At 58.3% G+C, this 17,324-nt stretch carries 17 protein-coding genes; 11 read left to right on the forward strand and 6 right to left on the reverse strand.

All coding sequences use genetic code 11. The features are described from left to right. Positions 1-29: 29 nt before the first annotated feature. The 7 genes from ABOK31_RS33155 to ABOK31_RS33185 all read left to right on the forward strand — a co-directional run bounded on the left by ABOK31_RS33155 (position 30) and on the right by ABOK31_RS33185 (position 7,281). Complete coding sequence (locus ABOK31_RS33155) at positions 30-884, forward strand: transporter substrate-binding domain-containing protein (RefSeq protein ID WP_349962008.1); 855 nt, start codon at positions 30-32, stop codon at positions 882-884. Between the two features lie 80 nt (positions 885-964). Continuing rightward, positions 965-1,684 (forward strand): ABC transporter permease subunit, encoded by a 720-nt coding sequence (locus tag ABOK31_RS33160; protein WP_349962010.1) that lies wholly within the window; start codon positions 965-967, stop codon positions 1,682-1,684. Then, positions 1,684-2,424 (forward strand): ABC transporter permease, encoded by a 741-nt coding sequence (locus tag ABOK31_RS33165; RefSeq protein ID WP_349962012.1) that lies wholly within the window; start codon positions 1,684-1,686, stop codon positions 2,422-2,424. The genes ABOK31_RS33160 and ABOK31_RS33165 overlap by 1 nt, the downstream gene beginning before the upstream one ends. Continuing rightward, positions 2,421-3,188: an ATP-binding cassette domain-containing protein gene (locus ABOK31_RS33170; protein WP_174172345.1), complete on the forward strand. Its 768-nt coding sequence runs from the start codon at positions 2,421-2,423 to the stop codon at positions 3,186-3,188. Before ABOK31_RS33165 ends, ABOK31_RS33170 begins: the two co-directional genes overlap by 4 nt. 32 nt (positions 3,189-3,220) lie before the next feature. Continuing rightward, complete coding sequence (locus ABOK31_RS33175; protein ID WP_174172346.1) at positions 3,221-4,078, forward strand: transporter substrate-binding domain-containing protein; 858 nt, start codon at positions 3,221-3,223, stop codon at positions 4,076-4,078. Between the two features lie 459 nt (positions 4,079-4,537). Next, positions 4,538-6,037: an OmpA family protein gene (locus tag ABOK31_RS33180; RefSeq protein WP_349962014.1), complete on the forward strand. Its 1,500-nt coding sequence runs from the start codon at positions 4,538-4,540 to the stop codon at positions 6,035-6,037. 11 nt (positions 6,038-6,048) lie between these two features. Beyond that, positions 6,049-7,281, forward strand: coding sequence for a hypothetical protein (locus tag ABOK31_RS33185; RefSeq protein ID WP_349962016.1), 1,233 nt, complete (start codon positions 6,049-6,051; stop codon positions 7,279-7,281). Between the two features lie 130 nt (positions 7,282-7,411). Here ABOK31_RS33185 and ABOK31_RS33190 read toward each other — a convergent pair whose 3' ends face one another. Next, positions 7,412-8,176 (reverse strand): sigma 54-interacting transcriptional regulator, encoded by a 765-nt coding sequence (locus ABOK31_RS33190; protein WP_349962018.1) that lies wholly within the window; start codon positions 8,174-8,176, stop codon positions 7,412-7,414. A gap of 301 nt (positions 8,177-8,477) precedes the next feature. Here ABOK31_RS33190 and ABOK31_RS33195 point away from each other — a divergent pair, with 301 nt between their 5' ends. From ABOK31_RS33195 to ABOK31_RS33210, 4 genes are all read left to right on the forward strand, one after another. Beyond that, on the forward strand, positions 8,478-9,101 hold the full coding sequence (locus ABOK31_RS33195) for a hypothetical protein (RefSeq protein WP_349962020.1): 624 nt from the start codon (positions 8,478-8,480) through the stop codon (positions 9,099-9,101). Positions 9,102-9,426: 325 nt separating this feature from the next. After that, positions 9,427-11,463 carry a DUF4034 domain-containing protein gene (locus ABOK31_RS33200; protein ID WP_349962021.1) on the forward strand — a complete coding sequence of 679 codons (2,037 nt, stop codon included), beginning with the start codon at positions 9,427-9,429 and terminating at the stop codon, positions 11,461-11,463. Between the two features lie 8 nt (positions 11,464-11,471). Then, complete coding sequence (locus ABOK31_RS33205) at positions 11,472-13,370, forward strand: M48 family metalloprotease (protein WP_349962022.1); 1,899 nt, start codon at positions 11,472-11,474, stop codon at positions 13,368-13,370. Positions 13,371-13,508: 138 nt separating this feature from the next. Beyond that, the gene (locus tag ABOK31_RS33210; RefSeq protein ID WP_349962023.1) at positions 13,509-13,925 is read left to right on the forward strand and encodes a hypothetical protein; all 417 of its coding nucleotides are present in this window, start codon (positions 13,509-13,511) and stop codon (positions 13,923-13,925) included. Between the two features lie 150 nt (positions 13,926-14,075). Here ABOK31_RS33210 and ABOK31_RS33215 read toward each other — a convergent pair whose 3' ends face one another. From ABOK31_RS33215 to ABOK31_RS33235, 5 genes are all read right to left on the reverse strand, one after another. Next, positions 14,076-14,366: a hypothetical protein gene (locus tag ABOK31_RS33215; protein ID WP_174172352.1), complete on the reverse strand. Its 291-nt coding sequence runs from the start codon at positions 14,364-14,366 to the stop codon at positions 14,076-14,078. A 516-nt stretch (positions 14,367-14,882) separates the two neighbouring features. Next, on the reverse strand, positions 14,883-15,104 hold the full coding sequence (locus ABOK31_RS33220) for a hypothetical protein (protein WP_174172354.1): 222 nt from the start codon (positions 15,102-15,104) through the stop codon (positions 14,883-14,885). Between the two features lie 106 nt (positions 15,105-15,210). After that, complete coding sequence (locus ABOK31_RS33225) at positions 15,211-15,915, reverse strand: TfuA-like protein (protein WP_349962026.1); 705 nt, start codon at positions 15,913-15,915, stop codon at positions 15,211-15,213. Further along, positions 15,912-17,024: a YcaO-like family protein gene (locus ABOK31_RS33230; protein ID WP_349962027.1), complete on the reverse strand. Its 1,113-nt coding sequence runs from the start codon at positions 17,022-17,024 to the stop codon at positions 15,912-15,914. Before ABOK31_RS33230 ends, ABOK31_RS33225 begins: the two co-directional genes overlap by 4 nt. A 74-nt stretch (positions 17,025-17,098) precedes the next feature. After that, complete coding sequence (locus tag ABOK31_RS33235; RefSeq protein WP_174172357.1) at positions 17,099-17,317, reverse strand: hypothetical protein; 219 nt, start codon at positions 17,315-17,317, stop codon at positions 17,099-17,101. Positions 17,318-17,324: the final 7 nt, after the last annotated feature.

Below are 17,324 nucleotides of genomic sequence, written 5' to 3' on the forward strand. Positions count from 1 at the left end.
CCCAAGCGGTCGAAAAGGGGAACTAAATTATGGAAAACAGAAAAATACTTGCTGCCGTATTCGGCGCGATCGCCTTTCTTGCTCCGCTGACCGCCCGTGCAAAGGACTGGACCCAGGTGAAGGTCGGCATCGAAGGAGCATTCCCGCCGTGGAACCTGATGGATTCGAGCGGCAAGCTTGCCGGCTTCGACGTTGATCTCATCAATGATCTTTGCAAGCGCGCCAAGGTCGATTGCGAACTGATCGCCGGCGAATGGAACGCGATGATCCCAAGTCTGAATGCCGGCAAATTCGATCTGGTGATGACGCTCGGCATCAACGAGAAGCGCAAGCAGGTGGTCGATTTTACCGTGCCCTATGCAAGTGGCGTTGCGAGCTTCCTGCTTCTGAAGGATGGGCCGGTTTCCGTATTGCCGATGACCGGCGAGCGGTTGAACCTGAACGACAAGGCAAAGGCCGATCCGCTGATGGCGGAGATCGGCAAAGCGCTGAAGGGCAAGACGGTCGGCGTTGTTCAGTCGACCAGCCAGGAGCAATTGATCAACGCCTACTTCGGATCCGACGTGACGGTGCGCGCCTATAAGAGTTCTGGAGAGCGCGATCTCGACCTGAAGGCGGGCCGTGTCGATGCCGGATTCGATAGCGGCGTCTACGAAACCTCCGTGCTCGGTAAGCCTGGCAACGACGATCTGATGATGTCGGGTCCCTTGGTGAAGGGGGCGATGCTGGCAACGGAAGTTGCTCTCGGCATGCGCAAGGGCGAAACCGATCTGAAGGCGAAATTCGACGACGCCATCAAGCAGGCCGCCAAGGATGGCACGATCAAGCAGCTCTCCGAAAAATGGAGCAAGATCGACCTCACGCCGACCTTCGACGCCAATTGAGCGCTCGTGCAACCATCGTTCCTGGCCGAGGCTAAGACCATGACATCCGTTGCTGAAATCCACCCTTCCGGATCGACCGCATGAACCAGCCAACCTTATTCGAGCTTGCCGGCTTCGGCCCGGATGGCTGGGGTCATGCTCTTCTGGCAGGCGCCTGGATGACCATTCTTGTCGCGATCGCCGGCTATGCAGTCGGTGCCTGCATCGGAACGCTCGGTGCATGGGGCAAGATCGCCGGTAATCGCTTTGCACGGGCCACGGCGGACGCCTATACGACGGTTCTTCGCGGCATCCCCGATCTATTGGTCATCTATCTCTTCTATTTCGGCGGCAGTGCGGTCGTTACGGCGATCGGCAAGCTGTTCGGGGCGGAAGGTTTTCTCGGCTTTCCGGGCTTCCTGGCCGGTTCCCTTGCTGTTGGTGTCACGTCCGGTGCGCAGTTCACCGAAGTGCTGCGTGGCGGGTTCAAGGCCGTGCATCCCGGCGAGATCGAGGCTGCCATTGCTTGCGGAATGCCGCGCTGGCTGCGGCTGCGCCGGATTATCGCGCCGCTGACCCTGCGGCATGCGCTGCCGGGGCTCGGCAACGTCTGGCAGGTCGTCCTCAAGGAGTCGGCGCTGGTCTCGATCACCGGCGTTGCCGAATTACTGCGCCAGGCGCAGGTCGGCGCAGGCTCCACGGGACTGCCGTTCGATTTCTACCTGATCGCAGGGGTGATCTATCTGATGATCTCGACCTTTTCCAGCCTCATCATCCAGCAGGCCGAGCGGCATCTGTCGCGCGGAGTGAGGAAACGCTGATGGATTGGCAGTTCCTTGAAGAGACTTTTGTGAGCCTTGTCGCGGCGATTCCGTTGACGATCGAACTTGCGGTAACGTCGATCTGCCTCGGCGCCATCCTGGCGTTGCTCCTGGCGCTTGCTCGCCTGTCGGGTTTCACCGTCCTCGACTGGTTTGCCAGGCTCTATGTCTTTGTCTTTCGCGGTACGCCGCTGCTCGTGCAGATCTTCCTGATCTACTATGGCCTCGGTCAGTTCCCCGCCATCCGCCACAGCATTTTCTGGCCGTTCCTGCGCGATCCCTATTGGTGCGCCGTCCTGGCGCTGACGTTGAATACTGCAGCCTATGCCAGCGAAATCATCCGTGGCGGCCTGCTGTCCGTCCCGCACGGACAGGTGGAGGCTGCGCGCGCCTGCGGTATGCATCGTCTCATGATGTTCCGGCGCATCATCCTGCCGCTTGCCATCCGTCAGGCCCTGCCGGGCTATGGCAACGAGATGATCTCGATGGTGAAGGCGACATCGCTTGCCTCGATCATCACGCTGATGGAAGTCACAGGCGTTGCGGCGAAGATCATTTCGGAGACCTACCGCGCCATCGAGGTCTTCGTCGTCTCAGGCGCCATCTATCTCGCGATCAATTTCGTGCTGACACGCCTCATCCAGCTCGCCGAATACCGGCTCAGCCCGCATCTGCGCCCGCCTGTTCCGGTGACGCACGATACCGCCGCTGTGGCGGCCCCCGTAGGAGATCCGCAATGACGGCCACGCCGATCGCACTCAGCGTGCGCGACATGCACAAGAGCTTTGGGCCGGTCGAGGTGCTCAAGGGTATCTCGCTCGATGCGCTGGAAGGCGACGTCGTCTCGATTCTCGGATCGTCGGGCTCCGGAAAATCGACGTTCCTGCGATGCATCAATTTGCTGGAGACGCCTGATTCCGGTGAGGTGACCGTGGCGGGCGAAACGATCCGCATGCAGCGCAGCGCGCGCGGCACCCATCGCCCGTCTGACGGAAGGCAGGTCGATCGCATCCGTTCCCGGCTTGGTATGGTGTTCCAGAGCTTCAATCTCTGGTCCCACAAGACGGTGCTGGAAAACGTGATCGAGGCGCCTGTCTATGTCCAGGGCCGGGGGCGTGCCGAATGCATCGAGGAAGCAGAAGCGCTGCTCGCCAAGGTCGGCATCGCCGACAAGCGCAATTTCTACCCGGCTCACTTGTCGGGAGGCCAGCAACAGCGCGCAGCCATCGCACGTGCTCTCGCCATGCACCCGAAGGTGATGCTGTTCGACGAGCCGACATCGGCGCTCGACCCCGAGCTTGTGGGTGAGGTCCTGAGGGTCATGCGCGCGCTCGCCGAGGAAGGACGCACCATGCTCGTCGTTACCCATGAGATGGGTTTTGCGCGCGATGTCTCAAGCCGCGTCATCTTCCTGCACAAGGGCGTCGTCGAGGAAGACGGCAGGCCGCAGGATGTGTTTGCCGGTTCACGGTCCGAACGCTTCCGCCAGTTCATCAGCCAATAATTTCAAGCTCAATCACAATGGGGAACTCGATCATGAAATACCTGACCGGACTTCTGACTGCGATCATGATGGTTGCGACGCTCGTCACGACGAGTGTCGTGCGCGCGGAGGACAGGAAGTGGACGCATGTGACGATCGCGACGGAAGGCGCTTTCCGTCCATGGAATTTCACCAAGGCGGACGGCAGCCTGGATGGATATGAGATCGAACTGATCAAATATCTCTGCGATCACATGAAGGTCGAATGCACGACCGTCATCCAGCCCTTCGACGGCATGATCCCGGCGCTCAATGCAGGTAAATTCGACGCCATCATTTCGGGCATGTCTGCAACCGCCAAGCGCGAGGAAGTGATTGCCTTCAGCGATTCCTACGGCACGACCGGCCAGACTTTTGCAACGCTGAAGGACTCTCCTCTCGTCGGCCTTCCTTTGAAGGGCGAAGTGTTTTCTCTCGCCACGGATGAGGCGGGTGCTGCCAAGGCGGTGAAGGAGCTTGAACCGATGCTCAAAGGCAAGACGATCGGCGTTCAGACGGCATCGATCGCGGCAACCTTCCTCGACAAGTATCTGAAGGGCGTTGCCGATATTCGCGAGTATAAGACGACCGAGCAGCACGACCTCGACCTGAAGGCCGGTCGCGTCGATCTCATCATGGCGTCCATGGCCTATCTGTCGACGGCGGCGGCAAAGCCCGGCAATGAAGATATGACCGTGACCGGCCCACGTTTCCAGGGCGGCCTTCTCGGTCGCGGCAGTTCCGTCGGCCTGCGCAAGGACGACACCCAACTGAAGGCGATGTTCAACGATGCGATCGCAGCGGCAAAGGCCGACGGTACGATCGCGAAACTGTCTCAGAAGTGGTTCGGCTTCGACGTGACCCCGAAGTAAATCTAGGGCGAAGCAAAACAGAAGGCTTCGTTGCGCGGCCTTTGACCTTGCCGAGTAATGACGGCGAAATGCTCTTTCGAGTCTACCAGCCCGATGACGCGCCGGTCATCGGGCTGATCTGGATGGCCCGTTCGGGGAGCACTGGCGAGATTTGCCCGAATGCTAAAGCGATTATCAGGTCGTCAAGCGGTGTTATTGTCGCTGGATCGAGACAGTCGTTCTCGACGGTCCCACAACACAGCAATGATCTCGACCCGATGACACAGTTATGAAACCACGACTTTCGCGCTTAGTGACGTGTGCGGACTGATCTGCAGTGATCCCGCAGATTCGACGTGCGGCTTTAGGGCCGTCATGGCGCACTAGGCGCCTGCGATCATTTTCGTTGCAACCATAAGCTTTTAAAGTATATTCGCATTAAATAATTAAATCATTGCGATCTGGTTTCGGGAGGTAGTCATGAGTCAGCCTTCGAAATGGTGGTGGGGCCTGATCCCGCTTGCGATTCTCTGGATCTTCGCCACCGTCATTACCGGAAAGTCCATCAACAGCGATCTCAACAACAGGGCGGGCTCGTCCCTGGGGTCGGCTGTTCTTAGTCCGGTGTTCAGTGTAGCGGGCCGGGACGTCGCTCTCGCCGGGGTGGTATTTTCTCCGGAGGCTGCAAACCAGGTCGCTGCGTCCGTGGGTCAGGTTTGGGGGGTGCGCAAGGTTCTGGTCGACGCCAAGGAGCCCGACATCGCCAAGCCCTTCAACTGGGCCATATCCCATGAGGGTCCGAGCGTTGTCCTGTCCGGCAGCGTTCCAACCCCCGACATGCGCGACAAGATTGTCGCCGCCGCGAAAGCGACCTTCGCCGGGACCGATGTCAAGGATGAAATGTACTATGCCAGCGGCGCCCCGGCCAGCTATGCCGGCGCCGCGCAGTTCGGCATCGACCAACTGGGCAAACTGGCAAAGGGCAGCGCTTCGTTGTCCGATACCGATCTGACGATTTCTGGCAATGCCGATACAAGCGATGCCTACAACGCCATCACCACGGCGCTCAAAACACTGCCGGATGGCCTTACGCTTGCCAAATCCGACATTACGGCACCCAAACCGGCGCCTATGGCGCCGGCAACGCCCGCCACGGACCCTCCGGCCATCGCAGCGGGATCATCCTCGATGGCCACCTCTGCTGCGGCTACCGCAACGACTGCAGTCGCCACGACCGCCACGGCCTACGGTTTCGATGCTGTAAGGGACAACGAGAAGCTCACCCTTTCGGGCAACTATCCGGACGATGATACGCATGGCAAGATTCTGGTTACGGCCAAGAGCCTCTTTCCGGGTGACGTCGTCGATGATCAGCTGACCGCTGCTCCCGGCGCACCGAACGGCTTTGCAAACGCCACGCTCGCAGGATTGAATGCCTTGTCGCGTCTCGCAAAGGGGACATTTTCGCTCTCCGGCACGAATGCAATGCTCTCGGGCGAGGCGCTCTATGATGGCGCCGTGAACAGTGTCCAAAGCGGATTTGCAGCCGCACTTCCAGACGGCTTCAAGGCGGCTCCTGCAACGATCACGGTCAGTGCGCCGGCCCCGGCCGTCGACGCTGTCAATTGCCAATCGATGCTCAACGGGATCGTAACCAAATCGAAGATCAACTTCGAAACGGGCAAGGCCCAGATCTCTCCTGTATCGTCCGGTCTGTTGGACACGATCGTTGCTACGATCAATCGTTGCCCGGGCTCAAACATCGAGGTGGCGGGCCATACGGATTCGAGCGGGGATGAGAAGGCGAACATTGCCCTCTCCGAGCAGCGTGCCAAGGCGGTCGTCACCTATCTGACCGATGCAGGCGTGCAGGCGAGCCGACTAACTGCGATCGGTTTCGGCTCCTCGCACCCGCTCGCTTCCAATGATACCGAGGAAGGCAAGGCACTCAATCGGCGTATCGAATTCTCTGTCAAATAGGAGAAGCGGCAATGACCTATCTGTTGTCAACGTACTGGTTGTGGATGCTGCTCGCATTGGTACTCGGCGGCATCGTCGGTTTCACCTCATTCCTGCGGTCGGCCAGCGGCTGGTGGCCGCAGTCCTGGCCCGGTTGGTTCAAGCTGTTGTGCGTCTTGTTCGTTGTCGGCTTCGTCGTGGCTGTGCTGCAGTGGCTTCCGGGCCTGGTGGGTCATTATCTGGAGACCGCATTGCTCTTCGTTGGCAGCTATATCGTCGGCTGCTTCCTCGGTAGCTGGCTCGCAAGCTTGCGCGCGACGCAGCCGCTCGTTGCGGACAACAAAGCGGCGGCGGCTTCGACCGGCGCGCCTGCACCGCAGCCATCGCCAATACCAGTATCAACTCCAGCGCCGTCACCAGCTCCAACGCGTGCACCGTCCCTGGCGACGGTTGCGACACCCGCGCCTGCGCCAACACCGCTTGCGGCGCCCGTATCGGCCTCCGTGGTGCCCGGCCCTGTTTCTGGCGAGCATGAGCATCCCGGCAAACGCCCCCCGGCTGCGGCAAAGGCCAGCATCGTGCCGGACGATCTGAAGCGCATTTCCGGCATCGGCCACGTCAATGAGGAGAAGCTCAACGAGCTCGGCATCTGGAGCTTCGGCCAGATTGCGGCCTGGACGCATGAAAACGCCGAATGGGTCGGCAGTTACATGGCTTTCCCGGGACGCATCGAGCGCGAGGACTGGATCGGTCAGGCAGGGCAACTGGCAAAAGGACTGGAAACCGAATTCTCACATCGGGTCGAGCTCGGCGAAGTGCCCACGTCATCAGACGATTTGACGTCCTCATCGGTCGCCACTGCATCGGTACCAAGTGCGGCGTCGGCACCCGCATCGGAATCACAGAGCGCAACAGAAGCCGCCCCCGGTACGTCGCTGCCAGCGGCCTCTCCCATTGGCAATGACGGCCATCCCGGCAAACGTCCGCCGAGCGTTGCAAGACCTAGCGTCGCTCCGGATAATCTGAAGCGTATTTCCGGCATCGGTCATGCCAACGAGGAAAAGCTCAACGAGCTCGGTATCTGGACCTTCCGTCAGGTCGCGGCATGGACACATGAAAATGCCGAATGGGTCGGCAGTTACATGGCCTTTCCCGGACGTATTGAACGCGAAGACTGGATCGGTCAGGCCGGCAAACTCGCGCAGGGCATCGATACGGAATTCTCGCGCCGGGTCGATCACGGTGACGTGCCGACCTCACTGTAAATATTCTCCTCCCGGCAACGCCATGCTCCGTGGTCGGTGCTGCCGCGGAGCCCGTGCGATTCTTATAATCGCGGACTATCCGAAATCATTGCATCATGAGTCTGGCAATCAGATGGAGGTGACAACTCTGTCAGCGGCGCCCCCTGAAGGACGCGTCGTCGATGCCATAGCGCTGCAATCGGGCATAGAGTCTTCGTCGCGGCAGTTTGAGCGCTTCGGCAGCCTCTCCCACGTCGCCTTGGGTGGAAATGAGTGCTGCTTGTATGATGCCGATCTCGAAGCGATCCATCTGCTCGGGTAGTGAGAGCTGGTCGCCTTCATACTTGTCGGCTAGCCCCACACCGAGCACGATCTGGGTAGCGAAGCTGCGCAGCTCGCGAACGTTGCCTGTCCAGCTATCCGACATCGGCCGCGCCTTGATCGCTGCGTTGATGAGTGGGCGCGGGCGCCCGAATTGCCTGGCGGCTTCGCCGAGGAAGTAGGCAAAGAGCAAGCTGACATCCGCGCGTCGCTCCCGTAAGGGCGGAATTCGCAGCCGCACCGTCTGCAGCCTGTAGAGGAGGTCGGAACGAAAGCGCCCGTTCGCGACGGCGCCGGCAAGGTGATCCTTCGCGGCAGCGACGATTCGCAAATCGACGATGCGTGGCTCACCAGACGCGGAGGGCACCTCGCGCTCCTCGACGACCCGTAACAGCTTTCCTTGCAAAGCAGGGGACATGCTGTCGATCTCATCCGGGAAGAGTGTGCCACGATCGGCTTCCGCGATGCGACCACGCTGAAACCGATTGCCGCCTGACTGATCTTCTTCTGATGCATCCGCGCAATGACGCGACGCTTGTCCATATTCAACTGCACAAAAGAGCGAGCCATTCCATCCTCTCGAAATCATGGCCATTATTGGCTTCGTTGCATTTGAAATTGGAATCTGCCTCCTGGCTGAAAAACATCAGATAACATACATTATGGAACCAAAGCCAACATCCGCTCGGCAATAAGATCGATATCTTTCGCTTTTATTCCAGATGGTTGGCCAGATTGTCGAGGGTCGATTTCAGTTCCTCGTCATGATCTTCTCTGCTGATGCCATTCTTCCAAGGACCAAGTCATGGTCATCATTTGTCGCGGCAGCGGAATGACCTTGACGAAACTTCTTCCACGCATAGTTAGCTGGAGCATCGGAAGAATGGAGCTATCCCATGAGGATCTCGCTATCCGCCCTGGCAATGATCATGATCGGCGGGATAGCGCCGCCCGCCGAAGCCGCCGGCATCGACTGCGCCAAGCCTGTTTCGGCAAGCGATCACATGATGTGTGGTGACAAATCACTCCTCGTACAGGACAAGATGATGGGCGCTCTCTATGCATCTGCCCTGAAGAGCGACGATGCAGACAAGATCCGCGAGCAGCAACAGCGCTGGATTGCGAAGGTACAGTCCTGCGGCGATGCCACCTGCATCCGCCTGGCCGATGAGGATCAGGTCGACTTTCTCCTGTATACCAAGGGCGTGGAAAGCGCATCGACGCATTTTACCTCGAAACGCACCGACGGCAACAAGAGCCGCCTTTCGATCTTCGGCCCGGTCGATGGCCTCGTCGCAGTTGGCCTCGATTCGATGTACTTTGGCCCGGGCGTCGGCGACATCAATACGGATAGCATGATCGGTGCCGTTCCACTAACGAAAGAACATGCCGAGCTTTCCAGAGACAAGTGCAAGATCGGCCTCAATCGCCTCGATGCAAAGACCTGGCGTGTGTCGCAGACGGGTTCTTGCTTTTTTGCCGACGGCGTGACCTTTCGGGGCACCTACCGCAAACATTGACAGTACGGCTTGCGAGTAAAACGCCGTAGCACCGCAATGCGCGTCATGGCGTCGCGGAGCGATGCAACAGATGGTTCATCCTCGATGGCATGAGCATCTCACATCAAAATAGCGAACCAGCCCTCTACCATTCTGGAACGATGAGACCATTTCATTCGCTATCTTTTTCGACAATACGGCCGATGGTTGAAATGCGTGATGCATTCGCGTTACACATCAGGCGTGTATGGCCCGGATTCGGATCAGGCCATGAATATGGTTTCCGACGGGACCCCGTTGGGCCGAATTGGAATCGACCCGCGCTAGAGGCATTAAGGAACCGCGCATGCACAGTCCCACAAGCTCGTCCCCCTTGCCGCTGGATGGCCCGCAATGGATCCGGTTCCGCCAGCAGGAAGAACTGCGAAAGGCAATGCTTGAGCGGCGCTTCGATGAGGTTGAGCGCATAGTGGCCGCGCTTGAAGCCGCATGGTGGCAGATCGGCGATGTACCCGATGATCGCTATCTTTATCTTGCAACCAGTTCCGGCCTGTTTGACCATGCAAGTGTGGACGCGGCCCGGCGGCTTGAATTGCTGAACGACTGGGCCAAGTCCCATCCAGATTCCTATCATGCGCGCTATATTCTCGGTCACCATTATTTTCGTCGGGCCGGCGATATCCGCACGGCGGCCTGGGCATCGGACGTTGGTGAGGATCAATGGGTGGCGGCCCACATGGCTTGCGTCACCGCGGCCGAGCATCTGCTGAAGGCATTGGGACTCTCGCAGCGTCCGGCACTTGCCGCTGAAACCATGATGCAGATTTGCCAGTATCTTGGCCAGCCGGATTTCGTCGATGCTCTGTTTCGCGGGACGCCGCTTGAAAAAACCATGCAGCGCGACGAGTTCGATCCTGACCTTTATGAAGCAGCATGCGCCCAGCTCGCCAGATATGCATTGAAGCCGCCCGGCATCGTCACTGCGGCACTTCCCTCCTCTCTTCCGCCCGTGCAAGAGGGAGACATCGAAAATCCCGGCTACTACTGGCTGCGTTATTGTCTTTCGCTCAGGCCACGATGGCCGGATATCCTGGCAGGTTACGCACAGTATCTGAGCCCGAGATGGGGCGGCTCGGAGGGCGAGGTCGAAAAATTCGCCACCGGCCCCTTATGTGCGCAATTGAACGAGCAAGAGCGCAATTCCATCCGCTGGCCCGGCATTCACGATGCATTGACGCTTCCTGAGTATCCACAGCCAGGCGACGCGCGTGAGATCGCTGCCCGCGAGAAGATTTTCAAGAATTGGCTGGCGCGGGATCTCTCCGATTCCCTGCGTTTCATTTCTCTCGGACAATACGCCAATTTCACCCATTACTCGCTTGCCGACCGGAAGCTCGCACATCAGCGTCATGTCGAAGCCATACGCTATTGCAAGCCGCCGCGAACCTATCCGGGAGTGGACGGCGCGTTCCGGGATTTCACCAACCTGATGCTGATCCAGCATTTCGAGGATGATGAAGGCGCCTATGCAAGTGTGCTGCAAACCGCCGCACGCCGTTTCGATGAGCCGACAATGCTCACCATGGCGGCCTTCGCCTGGCAGTTCGGCATGTGGGGGATCGAGGCCGATCCGGCCGTCGCCACGCGATTGATCGACCGGGCAGCCGAGCTCGCACCATTCTACGAACCTGACGAGTTCACGCCGATGCATGCCTGCCGCATGATATGGGACGGAGGCTTCCAGGAGGAGTCGGCCTATCTCACGCGCGAATTTGCCGAGAGACGCGTCTATTCGGCAGCGGCAAGCATGTACGACATTACAACGGGCTACCGACCGGATACGGAGCCCCGTTTTCTTGACGACAAGCAAGCGCATCACTGGCTCGAACGCTCGGTCGAAGAAGGTGAGCCTGTCTCCATGTTCAACTATGCCTGGCGCCTCGAAAAGGTTCACAAAATCGATCTGACGATCCGCGAAAATTATGAGCGGGTTCGTGGTTATTATTTCCGGGCTATGGAAGGTGGCGTAGGCCCTGCCATCATCCGGCTCGCAAGCGTCGATCGCCGGCACGGAACCGAGGACGAAAAGCAACGGGCCGTCGCTCACATGAAGTCTTTCATTGCCCATGAGGACGACCAACTCGCCGGCGACGCATATGGCGAGGTCGTTTTGGCCTACAAATATGGCGACGGCGTTCCCAAAAGCGAGTTCATTGCCATGCAATGGTTTGATCGCTTCAAGCAGCTTTTCCCGGATCATTCGACGATGGAATGGATGGAAACGCAGGTCTATGGATCGACCGGATGGCAAATGGCCGGACGGGCACTGCGAGCCTTCTTCCTTGGGAAGAAGCTCTCAAAAGAGCATCTGCCCCCGAAGTAAGCGCCGCGATGAGCAATTTTCTCCCGGCACCGCAGGACGGCAGATGGCGAGCTCTGATCTGGCTTGCTTTCGGCGATGCCCTTCTGCTCTCTGCCGGTGTGTTGCTGGTTGTCTCGCCTCTTCTGTTGATTTTCTTTCTGTCCTCGCCGCTACTGCTGGCGCTGTTCGCCTTGCCGTCGCTGTCATGGTTTTTCTATGGGTTGATGGTCCTGCGCGCTCGCGCCGTGCCGCCGCCACCGCCGGTTTCGAATGGAATATTGCTGGATCCCGGCAAGGTTCCGGCCCTTGCCGTTGACCTTGAACGGTTGCGCCTCGCCTGCGATGCGCCGGCCTTCACGGCGGTCTACATCAATGGCGACCTCAACGCATCCATCTACCAGACCGCGTCGCGGTCCGGTCCGTCGAGACATATTCTCGTGCTCGGCCTGCCACTCCTTGCTCTCTTGACCAAGGATCAGGCCGCAGTGGTTATCGCCCACGAATACGCCCATATCTCCCGCCAGCATGGTCATTTCGCCCGCTGGGCCTATCTGGCGCGCCAGCGCTGGGCGGCGTTGAGTGAGCTGCATGAGCGCAACCATCGCCTGATCACCGCGCCGCTCAGGCTGTTTCTATCCTGGTACGTGCCACGCATGATGCGAGAAACGCTGGAGTTCTCGCGCCGTTGCGAGATGTTCGCGGATACGCAGGCCATTCAAGTATGTGGCGCCGATCTCGCACTGGAAGCCGAATTCGCACTGGCTCTGAGGCACAAAGCCCTCTCCGACCGGTTCTGGCCGGGCATATTCGCGCGAGCCGGCGGGCAGGAGCTTGCGCAGGTGCAGCCGTTTACGCAGCTTCTGGCGGAACCGGCGGAGAGCCATCCGCGCGATGGCGCACAGGCGACGGTCTGGCTGCACGAAGCTCTATGTCGGAGCCCGGATCCCCGCAGCACGCATCCCGCATTTTTCGAGCGGGTCACATCGACGGGGGTCGATCCGGAAGCTCCCCTTCCCGATCGCCTGCCCTGGCGCCTTGAGAAAGCAGCGGCGGCCACGGATTGGCTGGGAAAGGAAGCGTCCGGCATAGCTGCGCAACTCGACACCAACTGGCGCGAGAATGCTGCGCAAGCCTGGCGGGATGCAGAGCGCTGGCATACGCATCAATGCAATGAATTCGCAAGCTTGCTGCACCGTCGCAAGCAGCAGGCCTTTGATGAACGGGACTGGTTATTTCTGGCGCAACTGGCGGAAAAATTTGATCCAGAAAGCCCCTTGCGTCAGGAGGCAATTGCGCAGGGATTGCAGCATTCGCCCGATGATCCCATGCTTCTTCAACTTAGAGCCAACGATTTGGAGCGGAATGGCGACGTTGGCGAAGCGATTGCTCTGTGGTGCCGCATCGGTGAGAACTCGCCCGCCTCAGCCTATGCCGCTCATCGCCGTCTTTGCGAACTTTGCTTGCAAGCGGGTGACAAGGCGACGGCAGAGCGCCATCGGCATGTCGCCGACGAATTGTGGACCGGCCAGGACAATGGGCGGTCCGCACCCAAAGATCATTTTCCGCATGGGATGGAGGCGTCTGAAGTCGCGTTGCTGCACGGTGTACTGCAGCCGCTCTTTACCCATGCGCGTTCCGTTTGGCTTTGCCGTGACACGCCGGCGAATGCGCCGGACACGCCCCGCTGGATCCTCTATATCAAGGCCTATGATGGCTGGTTCATGCGCATGGTCGGCAGATTGACCGGCGAAGAGGACGTCAACGCATCGGCTTGCAAAAGACTGCTGGAACGTCTGTTGCCACGGTTGCATATCTATCCGGACGTCATATTTATCGGGCCGTCGGAGAATATCCCGGCCTATTGTTCGTCCGATAGTCTGATCGCCCATGCCGGCAAAACCGTTCCGCCCCCTGCACACCGACCTTGAAAAATCACAGCGAGACTGTCTCAGAGCGCTAGGGAAAGACTCGTCAACCGTCATCTCTTGAAGATCTTGTTTGAAACGATGTCGAAATGGCTCATCACTCACGTTGACGCTGGACAGCCAAAGCCCAATTGATAACCCATGCACATTGGTAAAAATCGGATGGCGCGATTGCGAAACAAGCAAATGAATAGCCGAACTATTATCCTGGCTGCTGTCGCCTTGCTCTATTCGTCTGCTGCGGCATATTGCGAACAGATTGCCGATCTGAAGATCGTTGCCTTTCGTTCCGAAGAGCCAGATCGGTGTCGCGTATCCGATGTCACCTTATCCCCTGCAAAGGCTCAGGAATTCTTCAAGCGCGCAAAACGGATCAATGCCCAAATCCTTCACGACGATTATGATCTCGCGCCCTGTTACGTTGAAGGCACCTTAAAGTGGGACGGGAAAATCTGTGATTGGAGCATCCGGGCGGGTGCTACGGGCCGTGTTCAATGCAAAAGGCAGGAGATGTACTTTGCCTGCGAGACTTGCGGCGATCTCTTCAACCAAAAGTAGCGGCAGTTGTTCCATGCAAAAGGGGGCATTTGGATGCCGGCTTCGGTCAACTACTAAAGTTGGCCGGTGCAAGCATCCTGGGAAAGCTGCAGCTTTGATATCGCTTGCCAATCCTGGATACCGAAGGTTCGGCTCCGTTCAATAGAAAACCTAACTCTCCACCTCGCATCGGCTGTAGAGTGATCTCAGTTTGGCCCGTTGGGTACCCGACATGGTCTGGGAAAAGTCGCTCAATGCCCAAAACAACGCGATCCTTTCCAGCTGCGTCGGATTGACCATTCCGCATCGAAACAGGTCGATCAGCGCGACAGCAAAGCCCTCTCGGCTATATTGAGTATCATCGAACCAGCTCTGTCTCGTAGCTAAGTCGAATACTCGCTTTATGACTTCGAGCTCGCTTTGCGACAAAGCGCCTTGTGCGAGGCGTTTAAACCTTTCCATGATCGTCTCCACCGTGAGACTGCTGGCAACCCCACGAAAGCCCCGCATGAGCAGAGGCTGCCTATGCTGGGCGAGTTCTCCTCGATTCTTTCTGCCGTTGCCTGCGCCTATAGAGTTTGCGGGCAAGCCAGTACACTCGGCAGTATGAAGCAGCATGGGGTTGCGATGCCGATCGGCACGATAAACGATTGTCTTGCAGGCGTGATCCGGGTCATTTCACGATGACTGCTCACAGTCAGAGATCAGAACCAGTTCAGCGAGCGGCAGATAGTGTAGGCAATCGCAAGCCATGCAACGATGATTGCTCCAAATATTACAAGCTCAAACCTCATATTCCCTTGAGGTTCTTTGAAATCCGCGACTATGCCTGCCGTATCGGTGGAGCTTACTTTACTCACGGACCACCCCACTCTGTTTAGTACTCTTCTAAGCAAGCTGGATCTCTTGAAGTTTCTATGTGTCGGCGCGACATCGGGTGAATGTATCAATCGATGATAAGAGAAGGACCGGAACTCGCTAGCAGTGACCATGTGCGTCGCTGACAAGCCCGTTCAGATGCTCGCCGGACAGCATCGGGAACTCGGCTTCTAGAAGCGAAAGAAGAGCAGCTTGTGCTGCTTTTATAAGGAATACGGCCTGCGATGCATCGAGCTCACTTGCGATTCCTCCGGCATATTGCATCATTTTTGCAAGCGCCAAGATCTCTCCCTGACGTTCCTGTCCTTCAAAATCGGTCACCTTTAAAGCCCCAACAAAAGATTTCATTGGAGGAGATTGGCATATTTCGCTTGACATGATGCGTTACAAAAGCGTTGCACACGCAGGGACTGTATTTTGGAATCAATTACGTGCGGTAAAATTGTGGGAACAGTTTGCGCCACAGCGGAGTTGCATTGAAAGACCAGTCCGTCATATGTGCCTGCAACGGTGCCTCGGCAACTGCACGTATAAGCTCCATGGCATCCTTACGCTTCTGGTCGGTCCATGCTTTTGCGACGAGAGCCCTCACCTGGCCCATGTCCAAATCAGCGGTTTCGGCAACACGTCTCCAGGTTCGGTCCTTGAAAAATACACGCCGTGCCGCCTGGGAGAGCCGCAGAGCGTCTTCCCTATTGATAAGAGCTTGGTCAATCGCAGTCTCGAGTGTCGCATCGACATTGACCAGTGGCACCGACATAGCGGGATAGCCCAATTCCGCCGGGCCATGAAGGAGAGCGACATCCGCATCCTCCTCCCGGAGCCCGGAGGCATAGTCACCGAATATCCTGCCAACACCGACCATGCCGAAAGCCTGACACTCTACCGCGCGGAGTGCTCCCATGCTGGCTGCCCCAAATACGGGAACGCCTCGGGATAGGGCAAAGAGCAACTCCTTGTGCCAGACCGGCGCGACGAACTCGAACTGGCCGTCGATAAGGCCGATGGCAACCGCGCCATCCTCAAGCGCTCTAACGACGTCGCCTTGGCACGCCGGCGGTCGTATGACCATCGTGCCGTCGACTTGCGCTGCGGCATCGGGCAGGCTCGGACCGACGAAGATCACTTTCACAGGAAGCCCTTCGACAATGCGCGGCCGCCGAGACGAATTCGGCGATCCCCGTCCGGATGTTCGAGCTGCGGAGCGAAAACCTTTGCGACCGATGCCGGCAACCATTCGGGTGCCAGCTCGATTGCATAAAGCCGGTTGATGCCGCGTCTTACTAGATTGTCGACAAGGCGATCGAGTGCATCCTGCGTAGACTTGGCCGACATCATCGGCAGTTCGTTCAGGTTCGTCGCGCATGGAGCCTGGAACGATTGCAGGTGGCTGGGGTCGGCGCGACGTGAGAACAGCTCTGGGATAAGGTCATCTCTCGCACCGGCGATGAATGTCATCCGAGATTGTACGGCCTCGGAAATTGCCCGGGCGGCGGCTACATTGGGAGACAGGGACGCCCCTGCCCCCATGGTCAAATCGACATATCTGAGCGAGCTGTCATCGCCTTTCGGCCGCAGCAGCGCAACGACGGAGGCTACGGCTAGATCGCTTGTCACATCGAAAAGGGCGAGATCGAAGTCCGCGGAGAAAATCTTCTCCAGCATCTCGCGAATATCCTCATCTTGGATGCTATGCGGATCTATCCGGCGTTCATGCCGACACGCCGGGTCGCCAATATCCCAGAGGGCGCAAGCATCTCGCTCGATCCGTTCCAGCAACCCATGCAGGACTGCTTCGTGCCAATTGTTTCCCGACGCCAATCCGTCCGATGATACCCAAAATCGTGAGCTGACATGCGTTCGGTCAAGATGAATTGCCTCGAAAGGTACGAATATCGAGGCGTTCTTCGCCAGATCGTGGGCTTGAGACCATCTGATCTGCTCCGTGGTCTCAACCGGTTGCGCGCCAATCGCCAGCAGTTCATCCAGGCAATCCATCGCATGGCCGCTGGAAGCGAGATCATCCTGGCTTGCCATCAACGCCGAACAGTCAGGCCGGGTCGCGACCGATCGCTCGACCGCTTCCATCACCGCGGATGTCTTCGCGGAAATGTCGTCCAGACCCTTGCCCTGGGCGATAACGATCGCCTTGGAGTTCGGGGCGTAGGCGCACCAAACGGGAATGCCTATTCGATCGAGCTCGGTCTGGCGACCAACACGGGTTATGCCAAGCCGCGCCATGTGGGGCGAAACCCTGGAAAGGGTTTCGCCAGGAGGGCACGCTCTAAAGTTGTTTGACACCGGTGAACGAGTACCTAGCCCTCATAGAGGCCCGACGCTGCAGAGCCTGCCGATCCTAACGCCACAGCGAAATCGACACCTTTTTCCACTTTGACCCCTTTCGCTCGCCAGGATTCAGCCTTCGCTAGATCGCCCGAGAGCGGCTGCGTGTATCGAACGACAGTCCCCTTTTCGAGGTCAGCTAACCAAAGACCCTTTTCGCCCTTGATCCCAATCAAAACTGCACCTGCCATAATTTCT

Source organism: Rhizobium sp. ZPR4, from assembly GCF_040215725.1.
In the GTDB taxonomy this organism is placed as follows: domain Bacteria; phylum Pseudomonadota; class Alphaproteobacteria; order Rhizobiales; family Rhizobiaceae; genus Rhizobium; species Rhizobium rhizogenes_D.